Source organism: Paraburkholderia sp. BR10937 (genome assembly GCF_040965695.1).
GTDB lineage: Bacteria > Pseudomonadota > Gammaproteobacteria > Burkholderiales > Burkholderiaceae > Paraburkholderia.
Window position 1 is genome coordinate 166,943 of record NZ_JBFRCL010000010.1, and the last position, 21,916, is coordinate 188,858.

The following is a 21,916-nucleotide window of genomic DNA, read 5'->3' on the forward strand; positions in this document are numbered from 1 at the left end:
GTGAAGCGTGCCGCACCGCTTACCAGCTCGCGTCGAGGCCGAGGTGGCGCAAGGCGTCGCGGCGCAGCGCGGCGAAGGCCGGGTCGCCGCGATGGCGCGGATAGGGCAGATTGACATGCAGCTCGGCCGCGACGCGCGCGGGCCGCGGGCTGAACACAATTACACGCTGGGCGAGAAAGAGCGCCTCTTCCACATCATGGGTGACGAGCAGCGCTGAGAAACGGTCGCGCTGCCAGAGCTCCACGAGTTCGCTCTGCATTGCCAGACGCGTGAGCGAGTCGAGCTTGCCGAGCGGCTCGTCGAGCACGAGCAGGCGTGGATCGTTGACGAGCGCGCGGGCCAGCGCCACACGCTGCGACATGCCGCCCGAAAGCTGGTGCGGAAAGGCATCCGCGAATTCGGTGAGGCCAACGCGTTCGAGTTCGACATCGACACGCTTGCGCTCCTGCTTGATCACGCCGCGCGCCTGCAGCCCGAGCGCGACGTTCGCGCGCACGCGCCGCCATGGGTAGAGCGTCGGGTCCTGGAACACCACGACGCGCGAGGGATCGGGCCGCTCGATCGGCGCGCCGTCTTGCAGAAGCCTGCCCTGCGTCGCCGGTTCGAGCCCCGCGACGAGACGCAGCAGCGTGGACTTTCCACACCCGCTTGGGCCCAGCAGCGCGACGAATTCGCCCGGCGCGACCGAGAGCGTCACGTCGTCGAGCACCGCGAGCGGGCCCTTGGGCGTGTCGAAGCGGTGGCTCACCTGCTCGACAGTGATCTGCGCGCCCCGGATGGCCGACTCGGGCGCAATCGAGGGCGTGGCGTGGGACACGGCGGCATTTACCATTTGACGGTTCCTTTCTGCCAGACGAGCGTGCGATCGCGCACGAGGAAGAGCAGGGTGATGAGGCTCGAGAACAGGACAGCCATCACGAGCAGCGCAGCGTACATGTTCGAGTACGACGCCCACCCCTGCGCCCATGTGAGGTACCAGCCGAGGCCGGATTTCACGCCCATCATCTCTGCGGTCACGAGCACCGTGAACGAGGCGCTCAGGCCCATGAAGAGGCCGACGAAGACCTGCGGCAGCGCAGCCGGAATGGCGACGCGCAGCACGAGGAACCGCTGGCTTGCCCCGAGCGTGCGGGCCACGTCGTAATACGCCTTGTTCACGCTCGCAACTCCCGACCACGTGAGCACGGTCACGGGGAACGCGGTGGCGAGCGCGATCAGGAAGATGGCGGCGGAACGGCTCGACGGGAAGATATAGAATGCGAGCGGCAGCAGCGCCGTGGCGGGCACGGGGCCGAGCACGCGCATGACGGGGTGCACCCAGTAGCCCACGGCGCGCGACCAGCCGATCGATACGCCGATGAGGAATCCGACCACGCCGCCGTAGAGAAAGCCTATGGCGAGCAGGCCGATCGAATGGACCACGCAATCGGTGAGGCGCGCCCAGTCGTCGCGATAGACCTCGACGAGCGCCTGCGGCGGTGCGAAGAACGGCGTAGGCAGGATCGCGGTCTTCGCCGTGAGGATCTCCCAGAGCGTGAACGCAACGGGCAACGCGATCAGCCACGGTCCCGCTTTTCTCAAGCCGCGCAGCGCGGGCCGCAGCCGCTCGCTGCTGCGTTCCAGAGCGGGCAGCACGAGCGCGAGCAGCGCGAGCCATGCCGCAATCGCCCAGGCGGCCGCGCCCAGTTCGGCGGTATAGGCCCAGTCGGAAAAACCGGTGATGCGGTTCGGCCACAGGCGCGTGACGCCGCCGAACACGGCCCATGCCGCCGCCACCGCGAGGCCGGTGTACCACACGGTTGGCTGCCCCGAAGAACGGCGGCCCCGCAGGTCGACATTCGCGAAAGGTTGGCCTGCCCCGTCACTGGTCTCCAGTGCGTCGCTGGCGCCGGCGCGGGCCAGCGCAGCCTGTTCGAGCGTCGTCATCGCGTCACCCCAGTACGTTGGTGTAGACGGCCGCGGCGAAGCGCTGCGGGTCGGTGGTGGGCTTGAGCACGCCGGCGCGCTTGAAGTCCTCGGCGAAGTAAGCGATCTCCTGCTGGAGATCGACGTTGGTCGGATGGTGATCGTAGGTGAGCGACGAATAGAGCTTGACAAGGTCATCCTCGGCGAACTTCGGCGTGTACTTCGCGAACGATTTCGCCGCTTCCCGCGGGTTCTCGCGCGAGAAGTCGGTGGCCTGGATCAGCGCACGCGCAAGCGCTGCAGCGGTCGGGCGATCGCTGCGCAGGAGCGAGCCCCGTGCGGCGATCACGCAGCAGACCTTGTGCGCGTATTCGTCGGAAAGATTGCTGGCGAGATGCGTGTATGCGCCCGGACGTTGCCGTTCCAGCAGATAGAGATTCGGGTCGCCGTCGGCGATGGCCTGGATCTCGCCCTTTTGCACGGCGACATCGAGCAGGTCCGCGGGATACTGGCGCCAGCTCACGTCGCGGTCCGGGTCGATGCCGTGCTTGAGCAGGAGGATGGCGAAGAAGTTCTTGCCCGGAGAGGCGAGGTCGCTCACCCCCACGGTCTTGCCTTTGAGCGCCGCGAGCGACGTGACGCCCGCCGCGCTCGAGCCGATCAGGCGCACGCATCCTCCATGCACGCTGCTGATGATCTTGACGTCGAATCCCGCCTCCAGCGGTTTGAGCCAGCGGTGGATCATGCCGACGGCAGCGTCGGCCTTGCCGGTGGAAAGCGTTTGCAGCAACTGGTCGTTCGAGCCGGCGTAGCTCACGAGATTGACCTTCAGTCCGTTCTTTTCGAAGAACCCCTGTTCCTGCGCGACGGCGACGGGCGTGAGGCAAAAGCCGTTCGGCGCCCACGCGAAGGTGAACGGCTTGAGCGCCGGCGCCGACCATGCCTTGCGGCCGAGCGTCAGAACCGGCGCGCTCAGCGCGGTCGCGCCGGCGGCGCGCAGCCATTTGCGGCGTTGCCCGTTCGGGGCGGGCGGGGTGAGGCTGGAACCGTGCAATGCGGCCATGAATCGGTCTCCGTATGGATCGAAGTGGAGGGGCACTTGAGTTGAGAGCGGTCTGCATACGTGCGCACGCGTCGCCGTTAATCGAATCGTATGTAAACCTAATTAAATAACGTAAGTATGGGAAAACGACATCGAATGTCAGCGTAATGCCGAATCTGGCTAGCCGCGAAATAATGAATTGCGCAAACCATATGCTGTCGTTTGTCATCGGACGTTTCAGCGTGAATATTCCCGCCCATGCAGGCAAAGTGCATCGTGATGACGAAGTGATGCCCGTGCTGATTTGCTAACGCCAAAGGCTTCTTTGCCGTCGCGCGCTTCTTGCACCACGATGAAGTGCCGCGGGCGCTTGTGTCCGCGTTTGTCATTACGGGAGCCTTCATGCGATATAAGGGCTACGAAGTCGAAGCGTCCGCACACGCATTGCCGAGCGGACTCTACGCGGCGAACCTGACCATCGAAAACTGGTCGTCGCCGCCCGGTTCGTCGTTTACTTTCGACGCACTCGATTACTTCTTCGAGGCCGATCACGCCATTGCGTACGCCTCGCGCTGGGCGCGACTGTGGATCGACCAGCGCGGCAGGCCGGCGTCACGTTGACGAGGGCGCATGCGATCGAATTCGCACGATTGCATCTGACACCGGTGCCCATTTGCATATCAGTTTTTATTGGTTGGAACTGCGGCGGCACACTCGCATAGTGGAATCCTGATGGCTATAGGCGGCAGCGCTCCGAGGGTCGGGGCGCTGCCGTCCACATTAAGGAGGCACTGATGACAGTGGAACTGCATGAAAAGCCGCTGCACGCGGATCTGGAAGCGGCGCGCGGCGCCGCGCGGGCGGCCGGCCTGCCATACGCGGGCAGCGTGACGCCGCAGCAAGCCTGGGCGCTCCATCAGGCGGGCGAAGCGGTGCTCGTGGACGTGCGCACGGCCGAAGAGCGCAAGTTCGTTGGCCACGTGCCCGATACGTTGCATGTGGCGTGGGCCACCGGCACGAGCTTCACGCGCAATCCGCGCTTCGTGCGCGAACTCGAGGCCAGGACGGGCAAGAGCGCGGCGATCGTCCTGCTGTGCCGCAGCGGCAACCGGTCGGCACAGGCCGCCGAGGCGGCGGCCAAGGCGGGCTTCACCCATGTGTTCAACGTCACCGAAGGCTTTGAAGGCGACCTGGACGACGCCGGGCGGCGCGGGCGCCGTAATGGCTGGCGTTTTCACGATTTACCGTGGGTGCAGGATTAAAGCCTGTTTCTCACGCCCACCACGAATAACGAAGAGAGAACTGGCGTGACCGTATTTCATGTGTCGGAAATCGTCGACGCGCTGCAGGGCGTGCGTCAGCAATGGCGGGAATTGCAGCGCCGCGCCCTGGAGCCGGGCGGGCGCGACCTGCCCGCGCGCGAAGCGCTGGCCGAGGTCGTCGAAACGCTCAAGGGCGTGCTGTTCCCGATGCGGCTCGGGCCGCCCGACCTGCGCCAGGAAAGCGAGAACTTCTACGTCGGCCATGCGCTCGACGCCGCGCTGCACGCACTGCTGGCGCAGGCGAGGCTCGAACTGCGCTACAAGGCGCGCCACGCGGAGGCCGATCACGGCGAAATCGATGCACGCGCATTGGCCGCCGTGCGTGCGTTCTCGCAGCGCCTGCCAGTCATCCGTGGATTGCTCGACAGCGACGTGCTCGCGGCGTTCAACGGCGATCCGGCCGCGGGCAGCGTCGACGAGGTGCTGCTCTGCTATCCGGGCGTGCTGGCGATGATTCACCACCGGCTCGCGCACGAACTCTACCGGCTCGGTTTGCCCCTGCTCGCGCGCATCATCTCGGAGCTGGCGCATGCGGCCACCGGCATCGACATTCATCCGGGCGCGCAGATCGGCAGTGCGTTCTTCATCGATCACGGCACGGGCGTCGTGATCGGCGAAACCGCGATCATTGGCGAGCGCGTGCGCGTGTACCAGGCCGTGACGCTCGGCGCAAAACGCTTTCCCCGCGACGCGGCTGGCAATCTCGAGAAAGGGCTGCCGCGTCATCCCATTGTCGAGGACGAGGTCGTCATTTACGCGGGCGCGACGATACTCGGGCGTGTCACGCTCGGGCGCGGCGCGGTGATTGGCGGCAATGTCTGGCTGACCGAAAGCGTGCCGGCGGGGGCGCATATCACCCAGGCGATTTCCCGGCACGAAGTGCGCGCGCCGGCGCATGAACGCCCCGGCACCGCCGCCCCGGATGCAATCGCAACGGGCGCGGCATGATGAGCGCCATCGTCCATGACTTCGGCGCCACGGTGCGCCGCCTGCGCGAGGCGCAGGCCTGGTCGCAGGAGCGGCTCGCCGAGCATGCGGGACTTAACCGCACCTACGTCGGCGAAATCGAGCGGGGCACGGCCATCGCCTCGATCGTCACCGTCGAAAAGCTTGCACTGGCTTTCGGCGTGGGTATCGCGGAGCTGCTTGCGGGTGAGACCGCGGGCGCACCGAGCGCCATCTCGCTTCCCGGCAGCACCTTGTCTCCCTGAGTCTTCCCCGCACGCTGCCGCCTATAGCCGGTTGATCCGGCTGCCTTGGCTCCTGATAATCGGCCGTCGTCATAAGCAAAGCAGTTTTCGTTATAAGTAACCGGAGCCCTCGTTCATGTCCTCGATTCAGAGCGGCCAGACCGCGCTTGGCGATAACGCCGCGCGGCAACTGGCGAATGCCACCAAAACCGTCCCGCAGCTTTCCACGATCACGCCGCGCTGGCTTACGCACCTGCTGCAATGGGTGCCGGTCGAAGCCGGTATTTATCGTCTGAACCGCGTTAAGGATCCCGAAGCAGTGCGTGCCGCCTGCACGGCGCGTGAGGACGAAGGCACGCTGCCCACGACATTCGTGCCTTACGAAGAGCAGCCGCGCGAATACTTCCTCAACGCGGTGAGCACGGTGCTCGACGTACACACGCGGATTTCCGACCTGTACAGCAGCCCGCACGACCAGATCAAGGAGCAACTGCGCCTCACGATCGAAACGATCAAGGAGTTGCAGGAAAGCCAGCTCATCAACAATCCCGACTACGGCCTTCTGGCGAACGTCGAGGAAGACCAGCGCATTTTTCCGCTGACCGGCGCGCCCACGCCCGACGACCTCGACGAACTGCTCACGAAGGTCTGGAAAGAGCCCGCGTTCTTCCTTACCCATCCGCTCGCGATTGCCGCATTCGGCCGCGAATGCACGCGGCGCGGCGTGCCGCCGCCTACGGTCAGCCTGTTCGGTTCGCAGTTCCTTACGTGGCGCGGCATTCCGCTGATTCCTTCGGACAAGGTGCCAGTTGCCGACGGCAAGACCAAGATCCTGCTGCTGCGCGTGGGCGACAAGCGTCAGGGCGTGGTGGGCCTGTATCAACCGGGCGTGGCGGGAGAGCAGGGGCCGGGGCTGTCGGTGCGCTTCATGGGCATCAACAACCAGGCGATCGCGTCGTATCTGATCTCGCTTTACTGCTCGCTGGCGGTTCATTCGCCGGATGCGCTGGCTGTGCTCGATGACGTGGAAATCGGCAAGTACCATGACTACCCTGACACCTACCGCTAAGCCAACGGAGATCGCGCATCCGCCGTTGCCGGGCGGACTGCCGGATCCCGCCACGCTCGCGCGGCTCGCCAACGAGTTCTTCAGCACGTTGCCGGGCGGCGCAGGCGCGCCTGGCATCGCGGCCGGCAGCGGTGCGGTAGGCGGCGTGCCGTCCGCCTTGCCCGCGGCCGCGCCGATACTCGCCTCGGTCAGCAATCCGGCGCCGGCGGGCTCGCCGCTCGCGGGTCCGGGCGGCATCGGCACAGGCGTGCCGGGCTTCGCGCCGCCGCAAGGCAAGGCGCCGGGCTTGAATCTCGCGCCTTCCGCGCCCACGCACGTGCTTTCGCTCGGCAATCGCGTACCCGCGCTCGCGCCGCATGCGGCGGCGGCGAACGGGCTGCCCGACAACGCGGTGACGGTCGCGCCGGCGCTGGAGCCGCGCGCGGGCGGTGCGCTGCTTGGCGTGCCGCAAGCGTACGCCGTGTCCGAGCCGCCCGAGCCCGTGCGAGCCACGACGAGCGAGCGTTCGCCGTTCTACTTCACGGAAACGGCGGGCAACGGCTGGCGCGATACGGCGCGCGATATCGAGGTGCCGGTGCGCGGGCTCGCCTCTCCCGAAGCGTTCGGCTTGCCGGGCGACGATGCGCTGCGCGGCTTGCTGACGCTCAATGATCCGGACTACGATGCAAACGGCGGCCCCGCGCGATACTTTCTCGACGAACGTGCGGCAGCGCCAGGCGGGAGCCCGGGCGTGCCGTTGCGCGGCGCGCATCCGCCTTTCGATGTCAATGCGGTGCGCCGCGACTTCCCGATCCTCCAGGAGCGCGTGAACGGCAAGCCGTTGGTGTGGTTCGACAACGCCGCGACGACGCACAAGCCGCAGGCCGTGATCGATCGCCTCGCGTACTTCTACGCGCACGAGAACTCGAACATTCACCGCGCGGCGCACACGCTCGCGGCAAGAGCGACCGACGCGTACGAGCATGCGCGCAAGACGGTGCAGCGCTTCATCAATGCATCGTCGCCCGAAGAGATCGTGTTCGTGCGCGGCACGACCGAGGCGATCAACCTGATCGCGAAGACCTGGGGCGTGCAGAACGTGGGCGAGGGCGACGAGATCATCGTCTCGCATCTCGAGCACCACGCGAACATCGTGCCGTGGCAGCAGCTCGCCGCGCTCAAGGGCGCCAGGCTGCGCGTCATTCCGGTCGACGATTCAGGCCAGGTGCTGCTGGACGAGTACCGCAAGCTGCTCAACGACCGCACGAAGATCGTCTCGGTCACGCAGGTGTCGAACGCGCTGGGCACGGTCGTGCCGGTGGACGAGATCGTGGAGCTTGCGCATCGTGCGGGCGCGAAGGCGCTGGTCGACGGCGCGCAGTCGATTTCGCACATGCGCGTGGACGTGCAGGCGCTCGATGCGGACTTCTTCGTGTTCTCGGGCCACAAGATCTATGGGCCGACCGGTATCGGCGTGATGTACGGCAAGCGCGAGGTGCTGGAAAACATGCCGCCATGGCAGGGCGGCGGCAACATGATCCAGGACGTGACGTTCGAGCGGACGGTGTTCCAGCCGCCGCCGTCGCGCTTCGAGGCGGGCACCGGCAATATCGCCGATGCGGTGGGGCTGGGCGCCGCGCTGGACTATGTGAGCCGCGTTGGCATCGAGACCATTGCGCGTTACGAGCATGATCTGCTTGCCTACGCAACGAGCGTGCTCGCCCCGGTGCCGGGCGTGCGCCTCGTGGGCACGGCCCGCGACAAGGCGAGCGTGCTGTCGTTCGTGCTGAAGGGCTACAGCACCGAAGAGGTGGGGCAGGCGCTGGGCCGCGAAGGCATTGCGGTGCGCGCGGGGCATCATTGCGCCCAGCCCATACTGCGCCGTTTCGGTCTGGAAGCCACTGTGCGGCCCTCGCTCGCGTTCTACAACACGTGCGAGGAAGTCGATGCGCTCGTGTCGGTCGTTCGCGGTCTGGCGCCGCGGCAGTAACACGACCCCGGAGCGGCGTTGCCTGACGCCGCTCCGCTTCCTCTTTTCCTCTCTCCCGTTCCGTTTTCCACTTCCGCGCGATATCGATAAGCCCGTTCGTGAGATATCGATCTGCCAATCCGTTATTGGAGCGGCGCGCGTCGGCTTTTTATACTCGGTTTTCCATCAGCACTCGCACGAGGCGAGTGCCAGTTTCACCGCGAATAACCGAGAGATAACCGCAAGGAAGCCACCTATGAGCCTGCGCCCACTGCACGATCGCGTGATCGTCAAACGACTCGACCAGGAAACCCGCACCGCGTCGGGCATCGTCATTCCCGATAGCGCTGCCGAAAAGCCCGACCAGGGCGAAGTGCTGGCCGTGGGGCCGGGCCGCCGCGACAACGACGGCCGCCGCATTGCGCCGGACCTGAACGTGGGCGACCGCGTGCTGTTCGGCAAATACGCGGGCCAGACCGTGAAGGTCGACGGCAACGAACTCCTCGTGCTGCGCGAAGAAGACATCGTCGCAGTCGTCAATCAATAAGCGAGAACCTGAGAGAGCACGTCATCATGGCAGCCAAAGACATCGTATTCGGCGATATCGCCCGCACCAAACTCATCGAAGGCGTGAACCTGCTCGCCGACGCCGTCAAGGTCACGCTCGGCCCGAAGGGCCGAAACGTCGTGCTCGAACGCAGCTTCGGCGCGCCCGTCGTGACCAAGGACGGCGTTTCGGTCGCCAGGGAGATCGAACTGGCCGACAAGCTCCAGAACATCGGCGCGCAGGTCGTGAAGGAAGTCGCCTCGAAAACGAGCGACGCAGCGGGCGACGGCACCACGACCGCCACCGTGCTTGCGCAGGCGATCGTGCGCGAGGGGCAGAAGTACGTGGCGGCGGGGCTCAACCCCCTCGACCTGAAGCGCGGCATCGACAAGGCCGTGGTGGCCGCCGTTGAAGAACTGAAGAAGATCAGCAAGCCCACCACGACGAGCAAGGAGATTGCGCAGGTCGCGACGATTTCGGCCAACGGCGAGGAGTCGATCGGCCAGCGCATTGCCGAGGCGATCGATCGCGTGGGCAAGGAAGGCGTGATCACCGTGGAAGACGGCAAGTCGCTCGCCGACGAACTCGACGTCGTGGAGGGCCTGCAGTTCGATCGCGGCTATCTCTCGCCGTACTTCATCAATAACCCGGACAAGCAGGTCGCCGAACTCGACAATCCGTTCATCCTCCTGCACGACAAGAAGATCTCGAACATTCGCGACCTGCTGCCGCTGCTCGAACAGGTGGCGAAGGCAGGGCGCCCCCTGCTGCTGATCGCCGAGGATATCGAGGGCGAGGCGCTCGCCACGCTCGTCGTCAACAACATTCGCGGCGTGCTGAAGACGGTGGCCGTGAAGGCGCCGGGTTTCGGCGACCGCCGCAAGGCGCTGCTCGAAGACATCGCGATCCTCACGGGCGGCCAGGTGGTCGCCGAGGAAACGGGCCTCACGCTCGAGAAGGCCACGCTCCAGGAGCTGGGCCAGGCCAAGCGCATCGAGGTGGGCAAGGAAAACACCACGGTGATTGACGGCGCGGGCGAAGCGGGCGCCATCGAGGCGCGCGTGAAGCAGATTCGCGTGCAGATCGAGGAAGCGACCTCCGACTACGACCGCGAAAAGCTGCAGGAGCGCGTGGCGAAGCTCGCGGGTGGCGTGGCCGTCATCAAGGTGGGCGGCGCCACCGAGATCGAGGTGAAGGAAAAGAAGGACCGGGTGGACGATGCGCTGCATGCCACGCGCGCGGCCGTGGAAGAGGGCATCGTGCCGGGTGGCGGCGTGGCGCTGATCCGCGTGCGTCAGGCGATCCTCGACCTGAAGGGTAAGAACGCCGACCAGACGGCGGGCGTGAAGATCGTGCTGCGCGCGCTAGAAGAGCCGCTGCGCCAGATCGTGAGCAACGCGGGCGAAGAAGCGAGCGTGGTGGCGGCGAAGGTCGCGGAAGGCACGGGCAACTTCGGTTACGACGCGGCGACCGGCGAATATGGCGATCTCGTCGAAAAGGGCGTGCTCGATCCGACCAAGGTCACGCGCACGGCGCTGCAAAACGCGGCTTCGGTGGCGGGGCTGCTGCTCACGACCGATGCCACGGTGCATGAGGCGCCTAAAGCCCCGGCGGCGCAGTCGCCAGTGGGTGGCCCTGGCGGCGCCGATCTCGGCTTCTAGGCCGGGCTTGCTGGGCTGAGCGGGAAGGCCGCCCTGGCGTGACGCCAGGCGCGGCTGGCATGTTTCGGCAACCGGGCGTTAGCGCGCTCAGGCGGATTGCCAGCGCGCATCGACGACCACGAGCTTCTTCGGGATCAGCTTGAGTTCGGAGAACGTATCGGCGATTTGCTGCTGGTAGGCGAGCGTGGCCGCGTCGATGGGCTGCACGCCGTAGCTCGCGCGCTTGAGGGCGAGTTCGAGCGTCGGCGCGTCGAGGCCGACAAGCGGTGACAGTTGAGCCGCAACGGTCGGAACGTTGTCGCGCGCCCAGGTGTCCACGGCGCCGATTTCCTCCACGACCGCATGCAGGACAGCCGCATGCGCGGTCGCGAAGTTGCGACTTGCTATGTAGTACTGCGTATTGCGAACGAGGTTTTCACCGTTCGCGATCGAACGCACTTTCGCCTGGCGTTCGATCGCCGCGAGATAGGGGTCCCAGATCACCCACGCGTCTACGCTGCCGCTTGTGAATGCGGCGCGCGCATCGGCGGGAGCGAGATAGACGGGTTGGATGTCTTCGTACTTGAGGTTGGCTTTCTGCAGCGCCTTGACGAGCAGATAGTGCACGTTCGAGCCTTTGTTGAACGCAACGCGCCTGCCGCGCAGGTCGGCGGGCGTGCGGATCGGCGAATCTTCGTGCACGACGATGGCCTCACCCTGCGGCGCGGGCGGCTCGCTTGCAATGTAGACGAAATCCACACCGCCGGCCTGCGCAAAGATGGGCGGCGTTTCACCCACGGTGCCGACATCCACCGCGCCGGCGGCAAGCCCTTCCAGCAACTGCGGGCCGCCGGGAAACTCGAGCCATTGCACGGTGAAGCCCAGCGGCGCGAGCCGCTTCTCCAGCGTGCGCTGGGCCTTCAGCACCACGAAGTTGCCGTACTTCTGGAAACCGATGCGCAGGACCTTGCCGTCGCCCGCGCGTGCCGCGCCACTTTGAAGCGCCAACGCGGCGGCGCTCGCGAGCCCCGTTGCGCCACGCAGCGCGGCGGCCGTCGCGGTCCCCGCAGCGAGCTTCAATAGCTTGCGGCGCGCGCTTTTTGCCGTGTGTTCATTGTGATTCTCGTAGTTGTCGTTCGACATCGTGCCGTTGCCCATTTAAATGTCCACGTTGAAACTGCCGCGCTTGCGCGGCGATCCGCCTCTCACCTTAATCTGTTTCAACATCGGCACAACCAAGATATTGTCAGATGCTTATCTGCGCTGGCGCCCTCAGCGGATTTTGCCGATCCGGAGTATGTTGTGAATTTCGTTTTCCGGTGGCCGAAGCGATGAACCGAAATCGACAGTTGCATCTCGGCGCATTCATGCGCCCCGTCAGCCTGCACACGGGGGCGTGGCGTTACCCCGGTGCATACCCCGACGCGAATTTCAACTTCGCTCATCTGAAGCGCTTTGCGCAGACGCTCGAGCGTGCGCGTTTCGACGCGTTCTTCATGGCCGATCACCTGGCCGTCTTGAACATGCCGGTCAACGCGCTCAAGCGCAGCCACACCGCCACCTCGTTCGAACCGTTCACCTTGCTCTCGGCGCTTGCCGCCGTGACGGAGAAGATCGGCCTCGTCGCGACGGCTTCGACGACGTTCGACACGCCGTACCATGTCGCGCGCCGCTTCGCCTCGCTGGACCATTTGAGCGGCGGCCGCGCGGGCTGGAACCTCGTGACGACCTCGAATCCGGACGCGGCGCTCAATTTCGGCCTCGAGGAACACGTGGAGCACGACGAACGTTATCGCCGCGCACGCGAGTTCTACGACGTCGTGACGGGCCTCTGGGACAGTTGGGCCGACGACGCTTTCGTGCGCGACCTGGAGAGCGGCGAATATTTCGATCCGTCGAAGCTCCATGTGCTCGCGCACAAGGGTGACTACTATTCCGTACGTGGGCCGCTCAATATCGCGCGGCCGCCGCAGGGCTGGCCGGTGGTGGTGCAGGCCGGATCGTCGGAGGCCGGGCGGCAGCTCGCGGCCGAAACGGCCGAGGCGGTCTTCACCGCGCAGCCGAATCTCGAAGCCGGCAAACGCTTTTATGCCGATGTGAAAGCGCGGATGGAAAAGGTTGGCCGCGATCCCGATCATCTGAAGATCCTGCCCGGCGCGTTCGTCGTGGTTGGCGATTCGCTGGAAGAGGCGCGCGAGAAGCGCGAGCGCCTGGACAGCTTCGTGCACTACGACAGCGGCATTGCCTCGCTATCGATCGCGCTCGGTCACGACGTCTCCGGTTTCGATCCCGACGGCCCGTTGCCCGAGATTCCGGAGAGCAACGCAAGCCGTTCGGCGCGGCAGCGCGTAGTGGACTGGGCGCGCGACGAGGGCTTGACGATTCGCCAGCTCGCGCAGCGTGTGGGCGGATACTCCGGCCTGCAAATGGTGGGCACGCCCCATTCGATCGCGGACGAGATGGAGCAATGGCTGGTGGAAGCGGGCAGCGACGGCTTTAACGTGATGTTCCCGTATCTTCCCGCAGGCCTCGACGACTTCGTGGAGAAGGTCGTGCCCGAGTTGCAGCGGCGCGGTATTTTCCGTCGCGAGTACGAGGGCAATACGCTGCGCGAGCACCTTGGCCTGCCGAGGCCGGAGAACCGGTTCTTTTGAGGTCATGGAAAACGTGGCTTAGCATCGGCGCGAATATTGTTGGATCGATTCATTCGTGGCGGCGGCAGCGGTCGCGCACGACAATCCCCGTGTGTCCTTAATTCAATCACGGAGCGTCTTCCGCCATGACTCGAGACCTGCTGCTGTTGCTGGAACCTGGCTTCACCGATCCCGCGCGTCCTGGCGAGCGTTTCATCTGTCCGGACGGCGCGCCGATAGAAGGACTGCTCGCGTCCGAGCCCGAACGCGTCGCGCGGCTCGATGTGCAACGCCTGCCGTTCGCGCGCCCGCGGGCAGCCGTGATCGACGTGCTCGACGAGGCGCATCAGGGGTTGCCCGTACTCGTGCTGGGCGACGAGCATCCCGTTCCTGAGGGCGTGGAAACGCTGAACGGCCGTCACTTCGTGACCGACACGAAGCGCATTCTCGCGCTGCTCGCCGAGCGGCACGGTTTTCCCAAGGTGCACTGAGGCGGTACGAACAGGCGGCGTCGGGCGACGCCGCCTGCATTTGCCTAGAACGAGGGCAGCGCCTGCGTGAGCGTGGAGACGAAGCGCACCGTGCGCGCATCGCGCGGGTGTGCGAAGAGTGCATGCGACGGACCGGCCTCGACGATCGCGCCATCCTTGAGGAAAACGGCGTCGTGCGCGACAGAAGCCGCGAGCCGTAAATCATGCGTCGCCATCAGCATGGTCGTGCCTTCCAGCGCAAGCTGCCTCAGCACGTCGACCACTTCGGCGGAAAGCTCGGGATCGAGCGCCGAAGTCGGCTCGTCGCAGAGCAGCACCTGGGGCGAGGGCGCGAGTGCGCGCGCTATCGCCACGCGTTGCTGCTGGCCACCCGAAAGCGTGGAGGGCCATGCGTCCGCCTTCTGGGCAATTCCCACTTTCGCAAGCAGCGCGGCGGCGCGCTCACGGGCTCGCTCGCTCTCCCATTTGAGGACCGTGACGAGGCCTTCCATCACGTTCTCGATCACGCTCAGGTGCGGGAACAACTGGAAGTTCTGGAACACCATGCCGGTATGCCGGCGCACCGAGGCGATTTCGGCGTGGGAGAGCAGCCGGCCGCGGCTGAATTCGAGGCGGGCATCGCCCACGCTCAGCGTGCCGGAGTCAGGCACTTCGAGTAGATTGATGCAGCGTAGCAGCGTGCTCTTGCCGCTGCCGGACGGTCCGATCAGCGCCGTGACGCTGCCGGCCTTGAGCGTGAGGTCGATGGCCGCGAGCACCTCGTGGTCCCCGAATGACTTGTGGAGTTTCTCGATGTGGATCATCAGCGCCCCGCCTGGAACAGGGCATGGCGGCCATAGCGCGCTTCGAGACGCCCTTGAGCCTGCGAGAGCACGGAGCTGAACACGAGATAGATCAGTGCGGCCTCGGTATAGAGAATGAGGGGTTCGTAGGTCACGGCCGCGATGCGTTGTGCAGCCTGGAAGATTTCCGGCACGGTCAGCACGGCCGCGAGGGACGTGTCCTTCACGAGCGAGATGAACGAGTTCGAGAGCGCGGGCAACGCCACGCGAATCGCTTGCGGCAGGATGGCGCGGCGCAGCGCCTGCGCGCGCGTCATGTTCATCGAATAGGCGGCTTCCCACTGACCGCGCGGAATCGATTCGATCACGCCACGAATGACTTCCGCGTTATAAGCGCCCACATTGAGTGAAAAGCCGATGATGGCTGCCGTCAACGGATCGAGCACGATGCCCACGTTGGGCAGCCCGTAGAAGATGACGAATAGCTGCACGAGCAGTGGCGAGCCGCGAAAGAGCCAGATATAGAAACGCACGGCCGCGACGGCCCAGCGTTGCCCGAAGAGGCGAATGAGCGCCGCGCAGAACGCGAGCGCCATGCCGATCGCAAACGAAGCCAGTGTGAGCGGGACGGAAAAGACCAGTCCCGCGTAGAGCAATGGCCACAACGATTGCGCCATCAAATGCAGCCATGCCGGCATCGTTCAGTCCGCCTTATTGCGAAACGTCTTTGCCGAAATACTTCTGCGAGATCTTCGCGTAGGTGCCGTCGGCCTTGATATCGGCGAGCGCCTTGTCGACGGCCGCGACCAGGTCCGGGTTGCCCTTGCGCAGCAGCACGCCCGACTGGTCGTCAGCGGAAGACGCGTCGATGGCGGCAATCTTGAGCTTCGCGTCCGGCTTGTGCTTCTGGAAGTCGAGGAACGAAAGCGCGTCGTTGACGGTGGCGTCCACGCGGCCCGACGTCAGCAGATCGATCGATTCGTTGAAGCCTTGAACCGGCACGACGTCAGCACCGTGCGACGCGGCGAGCTTGCCGAAGTTGCTGGTCAGCGTGTTGGCCGACTTCTTGCCCTTCAGGTCGTCGAAGGAATGGATGGTCGTGTTGTCCGAGCGCACGATCAGCACGGCGTGCGTCGAGATATACGGCTTCGAAAAATCGTACTTGGCCTTGCGTGCGTCGGTGATCGAAACTTCGTTGATCACGGCGTCGTAGCGGTTGACGTCGAGGCCCGCGATCAGGCCGTCCCATTTGCCTTCGACGAACTGCGGCTTCACACCAAGCCGTTGTGCGATGGCCGTGGCGATATCGACGTCGAAGCCGGTCAGCTTGCCGGTTTCGTCATGGTAGGTGAACGGCGCGTAAGTGCCTTCGGTGCCGACACGCAACACACCGGACGACTTGACCTGCGCAAGTTCGTCGCCAGCGAGGGCCGGCGCCGCGGCGACGACCGACAGCAGAGTGGCGAAAAGAGCGGAGCGGATGGCTTTCATGATTGAAATATTCGTAATGAGAGTTTCGTTGGCGGCATCAGTGAGTCGACGGATTCTACTGTCGGCGTGTCTGCCTGCAAACCAGACACATTCGCTATGCATATGCTCTGGTGGAATATAACGACGGATATGTCGCAGCGACGGATGCGCCGCGCGGGAAAGCTGAGATCAGCGCGCCAGAGCGCGCCGATCGGGGGTCATTCGGTGAACGCGAACGCGCCTTCCGCGGAAATCGCGGCCAACGGCAGGCGTCCGTTCGGTAGTTCGCGGGCGCGCAGCGCCTCATTCAACTGTGCGGGGTCGCCCGCGCGGCCGATCGCGAGGGCCGCTTCGATGGCATAGTCGTCCGGTATCGCGAGTTCAGAGCGAATCCGCTCGCGCTCGATTCCTGCCAGTCCGTGCGCCTTCCAGCCGGACAGGCTGGCCTGAAGTCCAAGTTGTGCCCACGCGGCACCGCTGTCGAACGAATGCGTGAGCGAAGCAACGGGATCCTTTGCGCCCGGCCGCACGAAAGTTTTCTTTGACAGGACGATCACGATGGCGGCGGCATGTTGGGCCCAACCACGGTTGAATTCGTTCAGAAAGCCGAGGAAGTTCGACCAGTGCGCCGTACCTCTGCGGGCATAGACGAAACGCCAGGGCTGGGAATTGTACGAAGAGGGCGCCCAGCGCGCCGCTTCGAGAAACGTGAGCAGCGTGGCTTGTGGCAGCGTGTCGTCCGTGAAGGCCCTCGGCGACCAGCGGTCGAGGAACTGTCGATCGATCGCGTGGTCGGCGGTGCGTTGATTCGAGGTCGTCATGGGTATGTCCTGTGGATGGGCGCAAGGAAAGAGCAGCCCGTGCGCGTGCGCGGGCCCTCGTTGCGACGAGTATAGAATCGCGCCTCTTTCCGGCTAACGCATTTGTTTTGGGTTGCTTATGTTTATTTACGCAGCCGGGGCGGGAACCACTTCGCCCCTCCCCAGGGCCGATTCGCGCTTCACTCGCTCGATGTCGCGATAGCGCGCCGCCGGATGCTCGTCGGGCAATCGTGCACCGCCGCCGAAGAGCTTTTCGCGCAAGGTGCCCGGCGCATAGTCGCGCGGGTACACGCCGCGCCGCTGCAGTTCGGGCACGAGATATTCGACGACATGCTCGAAGGTCTCATGCGCGAGCGCGTATGCCAGATTGAATCCGTCCACGCCGGTCTCTTCCACCCACTCCTGGAGGATGTCGGCAATCGTCGTGGGGGAGCCGACGAATACCGGCCCCATTCCGCCGACGCCGCCCCACTTCGCCAGCGCTTCGATGGTCCAGGTCGTGTCACCACCCGAGAGATGTTCGACAGCCGAGTGGATCGCATTCGTTTGCACGCGCTTGACCGTGTCGGTGGGCAGGTACTGCCCGAAGTCGATGCCGGTCCAGCCGGACATGAAGACGAGCGAACCGTCGTAGGAGACGTGGCGCTGATACTCCTCGAAGCGCGCCTGCGCCTTGGCATCGGTCTCGTCGACGATCACGGTGACGAGGTTGTAGATCAGCAGCTTGTTCGCATCACGCCCGGCGAGCGCCGCCTGACGGCGCACGTCCGCCACGTAGTCGCGCAGCAGGTTTTTTGTGAGCGCCGCGACGAACACACATTCGGCGTGCTGCGCGGCGAACGTCTTGCCGGGGCCCGATGCGCCCGCCTGAAACAACACAGGCGTGCGCTGCGGAGAAGGCTCGCAAAGGTGATAACCTGGCACTTCGAAGTACTTTCCATTGTGGCCGATTTCGTGCACTTTCTCGGGGTGCGTGAACACGCGCCGGTCCCGGTCGCGCACCACGGCGCCGTCTTCCCAGCTTCCTTCGAACAGCTTGTAGAGCACCTCGACGTATTCCGTCGCGACTTCGTAGCGGTTGTTATGGTCGCGCAGGCCGCCTTGCCCGATGTTCTTCGCGCCGCTCTCGAGATACGACGTCACGATGTTCCACGCGAGGCGCCCCTGCGTGTGATGGTCGGCCGTGGAGAGACGGCGCGCGAACGTGTAGGGGTGCTCGAAGCTCGTGGACGCCGTGATGCCAATGCCTAAATGCGACGTCACCATCGCGATGGGCGCGGCGAGTTGCAGGGGGTCGTTGACCGGAATCTGCGCCGCCTGATGAAGCGCGTGATAGTTACTTCCTTTGTAGACGTCGTAGTAGCCGATTACATCTGCGATGAAGATCGCGTCGAACACACCGCGCTCGAGTATCTTCGCGAGGTCGGTCCAGTAAACGAGATCCTTGTACTGCCACGAGCGATCGCGCGGGTGAGTCCAGAGGCCTGGCGACTGGTGGCCCACGCAGTTCATCTCAAAGGCGTTCAGGTGGATGGTTTTGCTCATGATGTTCACTTGCTCCCGCGTTCCGGTCCGTTGCCGATTTGCCAGAGAAAGGGTGGCTCGGTGCCGTTGATGGTCCAGTCGCCCACGGTCTTCGCCTTGTAGACGAGTGGATTGTGCGACGACACCGCGCGTGCATTGCGCCAATGGCGGTCGAGCGCGTGGCCGGCGCGGATGGCAGACGCGCCGAGTGCATCGAACAGATGCGTCGCCGCGCGCAGCGCGAATTCGGAGGCGACGATCTGGGCCTGCGCCGAAGCGATTTCGGCTTCCACGTTTGCCGCGCGCTCGGCCTCGTCGTCACCTTCGAAGCGCGCCTCGTAGGCGCGCTGCGCGGCTTCTCCAGTCTGCAGCGCAACGGCTTTTGCACCATAGGCCCACGAGGCGATCTCGCCGATCACCTGCTGGATCTGCGCGTCGTCACTCACACGCGGCGCGTTGCCGTGGCTGTAGATACGCTTGCGGTTGCGCACGAGGGTGGCGGCGTCGCGCCTCGCCGCCTCGGCAATTCCTGCGAGCGTGGCGACGTGAAAGAGCTGATAGAACGCGGTCTGATATTTGAAGCGGCGGTTGAAGTCGATGATGTTGCGTCCCTCGACCGCGGCGTCGCGGAACAGCGTGGTGCCGCTACCCGTGGTCGTCTGGCCGAAGCCGTCCCAGTCGTCTTCGCGAAGCACGCCGGGCTGGTCGGTCGCCACGGCCACGATCACGTCGCTGCCGTCTTCTTCGCGCTGCGCGAACACATCGATCCAGTCCGCGTAGAGGCTGCCGGTGCTGTAGTACTTCGAACCGTTGAGCACGAAGCCGCCGTCGCGGCGCGCGACCTTTGTGTCGATCTGGCCGAGCGCGACGTCGCCAGCCTCGGTCCACGCATTGCCGACAAGCTGGCCGCTCACGAAGCGATCGAACCATGCGCGCTGGTCCGCGCCGGCAGGCACGTTCAGCCAGTCCTCGACGAAGGCGAAGTGGCCGCGCAGCGCCTGCGGCAGGTTCGAGTCCGCAGCGGCAAGCTCGATGAGCAGTTGCGCCAACTGCGCGATCGAAGCGCCCGCGCCACCGTTACGCACCGGAATGCGCACGGCGCCGAAGCCCGCTTGCTTGAGCGCGGCAATCGCGTCATGCGGCAGCGTGCGCGAGCGCTCGCGTTCGGCGGCTCCGCGGGCGATCTCCGTGAAGATCGGGCGGAAGCGGGCGGCAAGGGTTTCGTAGTCGGCGCCTTGCGAGAGCGCGTCATGGGATCGGGGGACATTCATGCGTTCTTTCTCGGTTGGGGGTGGAGAGAATGCGCACCGCGCAGCGAAGAAGAAAAGTATAGAAACCCGCGCGCAGCGGCTCCAATAACGGATTGATGAATCGATATAGGCTTGCCCGATTTGCTCCGGCGCGTTATTCGCAATGTCGTCGAATCGGCTGTTGCGGCAGCGGATACGCCCTGTTGCTGTCAGGGCGCTTTCTGTACGGCGCTTTATCAAATGCGGACGCATGAATATGAGCATCGCTTCGTTGGGCTCTCTCCCCCGCCTCGCTACGATGGGCAGCAGTGTCCGCTAGCGATCTCCAACCGGCTAACCCATCGATGTCCGCTCCGATTCTGATTGCCCACTCGATCACGAAGCGTTTTGGCGCGACGCTCGCGTTGTCGCGGCTGAACTTTTCCATCCGCGCCGGCGAGGTCGTTGCGCTGATGGGCGCGAACGGCGCCGGGAAATCGACCTTCGTCAAGATCCTGAGCGGCGTGAATGCGCAGGACGAAGGCACGCTCACGCTCGGCGAAGACGCCTATGCGCCGGGTTCGCCCCAGGCGGCGAAGCGTCTGGGCGTGGCGACCGTGCATCAGAGCATTGCCGACGCGGTGGTGCCTGCGCTGTCCATTGCCGACAATCTTCTGCTCGACGAACTTTGCGGCGGCGGAGCGCGCTGGTGGACGCCGCGTGCCTCCCGCTACACCCGTGCAGCCGCGCTGGCCGCGCGCGTGGGGCTCGAAGCCGATCTCACGGCACCGCTCGGTTCGCTTTCTCTCGCCGGCCAGCAGCGCGTGGTGATCGCGCGTGCGCTGGCTTCGCGCCCGCGGCTGCTGATTCTCGACGAGCCCACGGCCAGCCTTTCCACAAGCGAGGCCGCACGGCTCCATGCGCTAGTGGATGACTTGCGCGCGGAGGGCGTGGCGGTGCTGCTCGTCTCGCATCGGCTCGGCGACCTGCGAAGACTGGCTTCGCGCGTGGCGGTGCTCCGTGACGGCCGCATTGTGGACGAACAGAACGCGCCCATCGATTTTGACGCGGCGCTGGAAGCGATGATCGGCCGCGCCCTGCCGCAGGCGCGAGCAGTGCCGCGCACCGGCCAGGCGGGCGCGGACCCTGCATTGCGGCTGCACGGCCTGCGCCTCACGGCGCATGGCGATGCGTTCGATCTCGCCGTGCAGCAAGGCGAGATCGTCGCGATCGTCGGCCCGGTCGGTGCGGGGAAGTCGAGGCTTGCCCAGGTGATATTTGGCGCGTTGCGCGCGGCTACGGGCGAGATGCGCCTTTACGGCAGCGCCTGGGCCCCGCGCTCGCCAACCGACGCGATCCGCGCGGGCGTATTCCTCGCCGGCGAAGACCGGTGGCGCACGTCACTCTTTCCCGACACCGTTGCGTTCGCATCGATCGCCGGCACGATCAGTTTTCCGTTTCTGTCCCGCTGGCAGCGCGGCGTCGGCCTGCCTCGCAATCGCGAAGCCGCGCAGGCGCAAGACGCCATCCAGACATTCGGCATTCGCTGCTCGGGTCCCGGCGATCGCGTCGCGCGACTTTCGGGCGGCAACCAGCAAAAGGTGCTGCTGGCGCGCTGGCACGCCGAGCCGGCCCGGCTGCTGCTGCTCGACGAGCCGTTCCAGGGCGTCGATGCGGGCGCACGGGCCGATATCGCCGCCGCTTTGCGCGAGCGCGCCGCTTCGCGCGCGACGCTCGTTTTCGTCAGCGACCTCGAAGAGGCGTATGAAGTCGCCGACCGCATCGTCATGTTCGACCGCGGCACAGTCGAACGCGCAGCCGTAGCGGAACCCCTCTTATCAGCCCACTCATGAGATCCATCACACCCACGGCAGCATCGGACGAGTCTTTAGCGCGCGACACGACCCGGCGGCGCCGGCACAGCCTTTTCGTCGCGCTCGAACGCGGCGGCCTGCTGCTCGTGCTCGTCGCGCTCGGCGTCATCTTCACGGTACGCGAGCCTGCGTTTCTGAACGTCGCGAACCTGTTCAGCATCTTGCAGGCCGTCTCGATCGTGGCGCTGCTCGGCATCGGCGTGACGATCACGCTCGCCGCGGGCGGCTTCGATCTTTCCGTGGGCAGCGTCGCCGCCTCGGCGCAGATGGCCGCGAGCTATGTGCTCGTGGTCTGGCACGGCAGCGGCTGGGAAGCCGTGCTCGCGTGCCTCGCGCTGGGCGTGGCGGCAGGGCTCTTCAACGGGTTGCTGATCACGCGCCTGCATGTACCGGACCAGCTCGCGACGCTCGGCACGCTCTTCCTGCTTG

General features: G+C 65.3%; 22 protein-coding genes. 12 read left to right on the forward strand and 10 right to left on the reverse strand.

Features of this window, described 5'->3' with window-relative positions; translation table 11 throughout:
* Window positions 1-19: 19 nt before the first annotated feature.
* From AB4Y44_RS11290 to AB4Y44_RS11300, 3 genes are read right to left on the reverse strand one after another with little or no spacing between them, the layout of a single operon-like run.
* Window positions 20-832, reverse strand: a complete 813-nt coding sequence (locus tag AB4Y44_RS11290) for an ABC transporter ATP-binding protein (RefSeq protein WP_368699561.1) — start codon at window positions 830-832, stop codon at window positions 20-22.
* Window positions 826-1,926, reverse strand: a complete 1,101-nt coding sequence (locus AB4Y44_RS11295; protein ID WP_368699562.1) for an ABC transporter permease — start codon at window positions 1,924-1,926, stop codon at window positions 826-828. Before AB4Y44_RS11295 ends, AB4Y44_RS11290 begins: the two co-directional genes overlap by 7 nt.
* Before the next feature lie 4 nt (window positions 1,927-1,930).
* The gene (locus tag AB4Y44_RS11300) at window positions 1,931-2,968 is read right to left on the reverse strand and encodes an ABC transporter substrate-binding protein (RefSeq protein WP_069266828.1); all 1,038 of its coding nucleotides are present in this window, start codon (window positions 2,966-2,968) and stop codon (window positions 1,931-1,933) included.
* Between the two features lie 381 nt (window positions 2,969-3,349).
* Here AB4Y44_RS11300 and AB4Y44_RS11305 point away from each other — a divergent pair, with 381 nt between their 5' ends.
* From AB4Y44_RS11305 to groL, 8 genes are all read left to right on the forward strand, one after another.
* Complete coding sequence (locus AB4Y44_RS11305; RefSeq protein ID WP_342924047.1) at window positions 3,350-3,568, forward strand: hypothetical protein; 219 nt, start codon at window positions 3,350-3,352, stop codon at window positions 3,566-3,568.
* 173 nt (window positions 3,569-3,741) lie between these two features.
* Window positions 3,742-4,209, forward strand: a complete 468-nt coding sequence (locus AB4Y44_RS11310) for a rhodanese-like domain-containing protein (RefSeq protein ID WP_342924048.1) — start codon at window positions 3,742-3,744, stop codon at window positions 4,207-4,209.
* Between the two features lie 45 nt (window positions 4,210-4,254).
* Window positions 4,255-5,217, forward strand: a complete 963-nt coding sequence (gene epsC, locus AB4Y44_RS11315) for a serine O-acetyltransferase EpsC (protein WP_069266825.1) — start codon at window positions 4,255-4,257, stop codon at window positions 5,215-5,217.
* Window positions 5,217-5,480, forward strand: a complete 264-nt coding sequence (locus AB4Y44_RS11320; RefSeq protein ID WP_342924055.1) for a helix-turn-helix transcriptional regulator — start codon at window positions 5,217-5,219, stop codon at window positions 5,478-5,480. The genes epsC and AB4Y44_RS11320 overlap by 1 nt, the downstream gene beginning before the upstream one ends.
* A 115-nt stretch (window positions 5,481-5,595) precedes the next feature.
* Window positions 5,596-6,528, forward strand: a complete 933-nt coding sequence (locus AB4Y44_RS11325) for a family 2A encapsulin nanocompartment shell protein (RefSeq protein ID WP_133188073.1) — start codon at window positions 5,596-5,598, stop codon at window positions 6,526-6,528.
* Window positions 6,503-8,497: a family 2A encapsulin nanocompartment cargo protein cysteine desulfurase gene (locus tag AB4Y44_RS11330; RefSeq protein ID WP_368699563.1), complete on the forward strand. Its 1,995-nt coding sequence runs from the start codon at window positions 6,503-6,505 to the stop codon at window positions 8,495-8,497. The genes AB4Y44_RS11325 and AB4Y44_RS11330 overlap by 26 nt, the downstream gene beginning before the upstream one ends.
* Before the next feature lie 235 nt (window positions 8,498-8,732).
* On the forward strand, window positions 8,733-9,023 hold the full coding sequence (gene groES / locus AB4Y44_RS11335; RefSeq protein ID WP_199124958.1) for a co-chaperone GroES: 291 nt from the start codon (window positions 8,733-8,735) through the stop codon (window positions 9,021-9,023).
* Window positions 9,024-9,049: 26 nt separating this feature from the next.
* A complete protein-coding gene (groL, locus tag AB4Y44_RS11340) occupies window positions 9,050-10,684 on the forward strand; it encodes a chaperonin GroEL (RefSeq protein WP_342924051.1) in 1,635 nt (544 codons plus the stop codon).
* Between the two features lie 87 nt (window positions 10,685-10,771).
* On the opposite strand, the gene AB4Y44_RS11345 is transcribed toward groL, so the two are convergent.
* Window positions 10,772-11,806 (reverse strand): sulfonate ABC transporter substrate-binding protein, encoded by a 1,035-nt coding sequence (locus tag AB4Y44_RS11345; protein WP_368699580.1) that lies wholly within the window; start codon window positions 11,804-11,806, stop codon window positions 10,772-10,774.
* 188 nt (window positions 11,807-11,994) lie between these two features.
* On the opposite strand from AB4Y44_RS11345, the gene AB4Y44_RS11350 reads away from it, so the two are divergent.
* Together AB4Y44_RS11350 and AB4Y44_RS11355 are read left to right on the forward strand one after the other, a co-directional pair.
* A complete protein-coding gene (locus tag AB4Y44_RS11350; RefSeq protein ID WP_368699564.1) occupies window positions 11,995-13,317 on the forward strand; it encodes an LLM class flavin-dependent oxidoreductase in 1,323 nt (440 codons plus the stop codon).
* A 125-nt stretch (window positions 13,318-13,442) separates the two neighbouring features.
* Complete coding sequence (locus AB4Y44_RS11355; RefSeq protein ID WP_342922918.1) at window positions 13,443-13,787, forward strand: DUF3088 domain-containing protein; 345 nt, start codon at window positions 13,443-13,445, stop codon at window positions 13,785-13,787.
* Between the two features lie 44 nt (window positions 13,788-13,831).
* On the opposite strand, the gene AB4Y44_RS11360 is transcribed toward AB4Y44_RS11355, so the two are convergent.
* The 6 genes from AB4Y44_RS11360 to AB4Y44_RS11385 all read right to left on the reverse strand — a co-directional run bounded on the left by AB4Y44_RS11360 (window position 13,832) and on the right by AB4Y44_RS11385 (window position 19,655).
* A complete protein-coding gene (locus AB4Y44_RS11360; protein WP_368699565.1) occupies window positions 13,832-14,590 on the reverse strand; it encodes an amino acid ABC transporter ATP-binding protein in 759 nt (252 codons plus the stop codon).
* Window positions 14,590-15,267 carry an amino acid ABC transporter permease gene (locus AB4Y44_RS11365; RefSeq protein WP_342922916.1) on the reverse strand — a complete coding sequence of 226 codons (678 nt, stop codon included), beginning with the start codon at window positions 15,265-15,267 and terminating at the stop codon, window positions 14,590-14,592. Before AB4Y44_RS11365 ends, AB4Y44_RS11360 begins: the two co-directional genes overlap by 1 nt.
* A 13-nt stretch (window positions 15,268-15,280) precedes the next feature.
* Window positions 15,281-16,060, reverse strand: coding sequence for an amino acid ABC transporter substrate-binding protein (locus AB4Y44_RS11370; RefSeq protein ID WP_368699566.1), 780 nt, complete (start codon window positions 16,058-16,060; stop codon window positions 15,281-15,283).
* A gap of 197 nt (window positions 16,061-16,257) precedes the next feature.
* Window positions 16,258-16,860: a nitroreductase family protein gene (locus AB4Y44_RS11375; protein ID WP_368699567.1), complete on the reverse strand. Its 603-nt coding sequence runs from the start codon at window positions 16,858-16,860 to the stop codon at window positions 16,258-16,260.
* A gap of 126 nt (window positions 16,861-16,986) precedes the next feature.
* Window positions 16,987-18,405, reverse strand: coding sequence for an LLM class flavin-dependent oxidoreductase (locus AB4Y44_RS11380; protein WP_342922913.1), 1,419 nt, complete (start codon window positions 18,403-18,405; stop codon window positions 16,987-16,989).
* A gap of 5 nt (window positions 18,406-18,410) precedes the next feature.
* The gene (locus AB4Y44_RS11385; RefSeq protein WP_368699568.1) at window positions 18,411-19,655 is read right to left on the reverse strand and encodes an acyl-CoA dehydrogenase family protein; all 1,245 of its coding nucleotides are present in this window, start codon (window positions 19,653-19,655) and stop codon (window positions 18,411-18,413) included.
* Window positions 19,656-19,978: 323 nt separating this feature from the next.
* Between AB4Y44_RS11385 and AB4Y44_RS11390 the strand changes: the two genes are divergently transcribed.
* Entirely contained in the window at window positions 19,979-21,466 is a 1,488-nt protein-coding gene (locus AB4Y44_RS11390) for a sugar ABC transporter ATP-binding protein (RefSeq protein ID WP_368699569.1), read from the forward strand.
* Window positions 21,463-21,916, forward strand: a 454-nt coding sequence (locus tag AB4Y44_RS11395; protein ID WP_368699570.1) for an ABC transporter permease, incomplete at its 3' end; no start/stop codon positions are given. The genes AB4Y44_RS11390 and AB4Y44_RS11395, both read left to right, overlap by 4 nt.

Bases quoted from the DNA above. Each gene is read 5' to 3' on its own strand.
- AB4Y44_RS11375 (WP_368699567.1), bottom strand. From the start codon at position 16,860: ATGACGACCTCGAATCAACGCACCGCCGACCACGCGATCGATCGACAG.
- AB4Y44_RS11320 (WP_342924055.1), top strand. From the start codon at position 5,217: ATGAGCGCCATCGTCCATGACTTCGGCGCCACGGTGCGCCGCCTGCGC.
- AB4Y44_RS11310 (WP_342924048.1), top strand. From the start codon at position 3,742: ATGACAGTGGAACTGCATGAAAAGCCGCTGCACGCGGATCTGGAAGCG.
- AB4Y44_RS11330 (WP_368699563.1), top strand. From the start codon at position 6,503: ATGACTACCCTGACACCTACCGCTAAGCCAACGGAGATCGCGCATCCG.
- AB4Y44_RS11325 (WP_133188073.1), top strand. From the start codon at position 5,596: ATGTCCTCGATTCAGAGCGGCCAGACCGCGCTTGGCGATAACGCCGCG.
- AB4Y44_RS11365 (WP_342922916.1), bottom strand. From the start codon at position 15,267: ATGCCGGCATGGCTGCATTTGATGGCGCAATCGTTGTGGCCATTGCTC.
- AB4Y44_RS11390 (WP_368699569.1), top strand. From the start codon at position 19,979: ATGTCCGCTCCGATTCTGATTGCCCACTCGATCACGAAGCGTTTTGGC.
- AB4Y44_RS11355 (WP_342922918.1), top strand. From the start codon at position 13,443: ATGACTCGAGACCTGCTGCTGTTGCTGGAACCTGGCTTCACCGATCCC.
- AB4Y44_RS11360 (WP_368699565.1), bottom strand. From the start codon at position 14,590: ATGATCCACATCGAGAAACTCCACAAGTCATTCGGGGACCACGAGGTG.
- AB4Y44_RS11385 (WP_368699568.1), bottom strand. From the start codon at position 19,655: ATGAATGTCCCCCGATCCCATGACGCGCTCTCGCAAGGCGCCGACTAC.
- AB4Y44_RS11380 (WP_342922913.1), bottom strand. From the start codon at position 18,405: ATGAGCAAAACCATCCACCTGAACGCCTTTGAGATGAACTGCGTGGGC.
- groL (WP_342924051.1), top strand. From the start codon at position 9,050: ATGGCAGCCAAAGACATCGTATTCGGCGATATCGCCCGCACCAAACTC.
- AB4Y44_RS11290 (WP_368699561.1), bottom strand. From the start codon at position 832: ATGGTAAATGCCGCCGTGTCCCACGCCACGCCCTCGATTGCGCCCGAG.
- AB4Y44_RS11295 (WP_368699562.1), bottom strand. From the start codon at position 1,926: ATGACGACGCTCGAACAGGCTGCGCTGGCCCGCGCCGGCGCCAGCGAC.
- AB4Y44_RS11350 (WP_368699564.1), top strand. From the start codon at position 11,995: ATGAACCGAAATCGACAGTTGCATCTCGGCGCATTCATGCGCCCCGTC.
- AB4Y44_RS11370 (WP_368699566.1), bottom strand. From the start codon at position 16,060: ATGAAAGCCATCCGCTCCGCTCTTTTCGCCACTCTGCTGTCGGTCGTC.
- AB4Y44_RS11300 (WP_069266828.1), bottom strand. From the start codon at position 2,968: ATGGCCGCATTGCACGGTTCCAGCCTCACCCCGCCCGCCCCGAACGGG.
- groES (WP_199124958.1), top strand. From the start codon at position 8,733: ATGAGCCTGCGCCCACTGCACGATCGCGTGATCGTCAAACGACTCGAC.
- AB4Y44_RS11345 (WP_368699580.1), bottom strand. From the start codon at position 11,806: ATGTCGAACGACAACTACGAGAATCACAATGAACACACGGCAAAAAGC.
- AB4Y44_RS11305 (WP_342924047.1), top strand. From the start codon at position 3,350: ATGCGATATAAGGGCTACGAAGTCGAAGCGTCCGCACACGCATTGCCG.